At 48.6% G+C, this 568-nt stretch carries 1 protein-coding gene; it reads right to left on the reverse strand.

Annotated elements, in window-relative coordinates; all coding sequences use genetic code 11:
• Positions 1–568, reverse strand: a 568-nt coding sequence (locus J7439_RS25975) for a hypothetical protein (protein ID WP_209204950.1), incomplete at both ends; no start/stop codon positions are given.

Consider the following 568-nt stretch of genomic DNA (forward strand, 5'->3'; position numbering starts at 1 on the left):
ATATTGTTGGAATTCGGCAATGGTCATGTTCCATTTTGCGGATGCAGGAGAGAAGTACAGAGCCAGTGCTTTCATTTGACTTGATTCTAAAAGTTCATCTTCTTCATCACTGCTGTCGCCTCCAATGCCCGTAGAATAACCTTGCTGTTTAAGACATTGGCGGAGTTTGTTCTCATTATCAGTCAGTTTTTCTCCTGAGGGTACTCCAAAGCGTGCAAATATGCGGCAAGAAAGTTTCAGAAGACTCTTCTTTTCATCCGAGGCTAGCCATTGAATAAAGGCTTGCACTTTCGTCTTTTCCGGTAAGCCTTTAGAGGAACACATGGAGGAAATATTGGTGACCAGTGCCCGATCGAGCGGTTTGCCCTTAACGTCCTCGTCTTTGCCCTCCTGCCAGCCCTCTTTCAAGCAGGGCAGCGTCAGGAAGGCCTTCACGTCCTTATCTTTCGGTAAGCCTTTGACATTACACATGGAGGAAATATTGGTGACCAGTGCCCGGTCGAGCGGTTTGCCCTTAACGTCCTCGTCTTTGCCCTCCTGCCAGCCCTCTTTCAAGCAGGGCAGGGTC

Origin of the sequence: Salinisphaera sp. G21_0 (genome assembly GCF_017744115.1) — a bacterium.
Taxonomy (GTDB): Bacteria; Pseudomonadota; Gammaproteobacteria; order Pseudomonadales; family Endozoicomonadaceae; genus Endozoicomonas.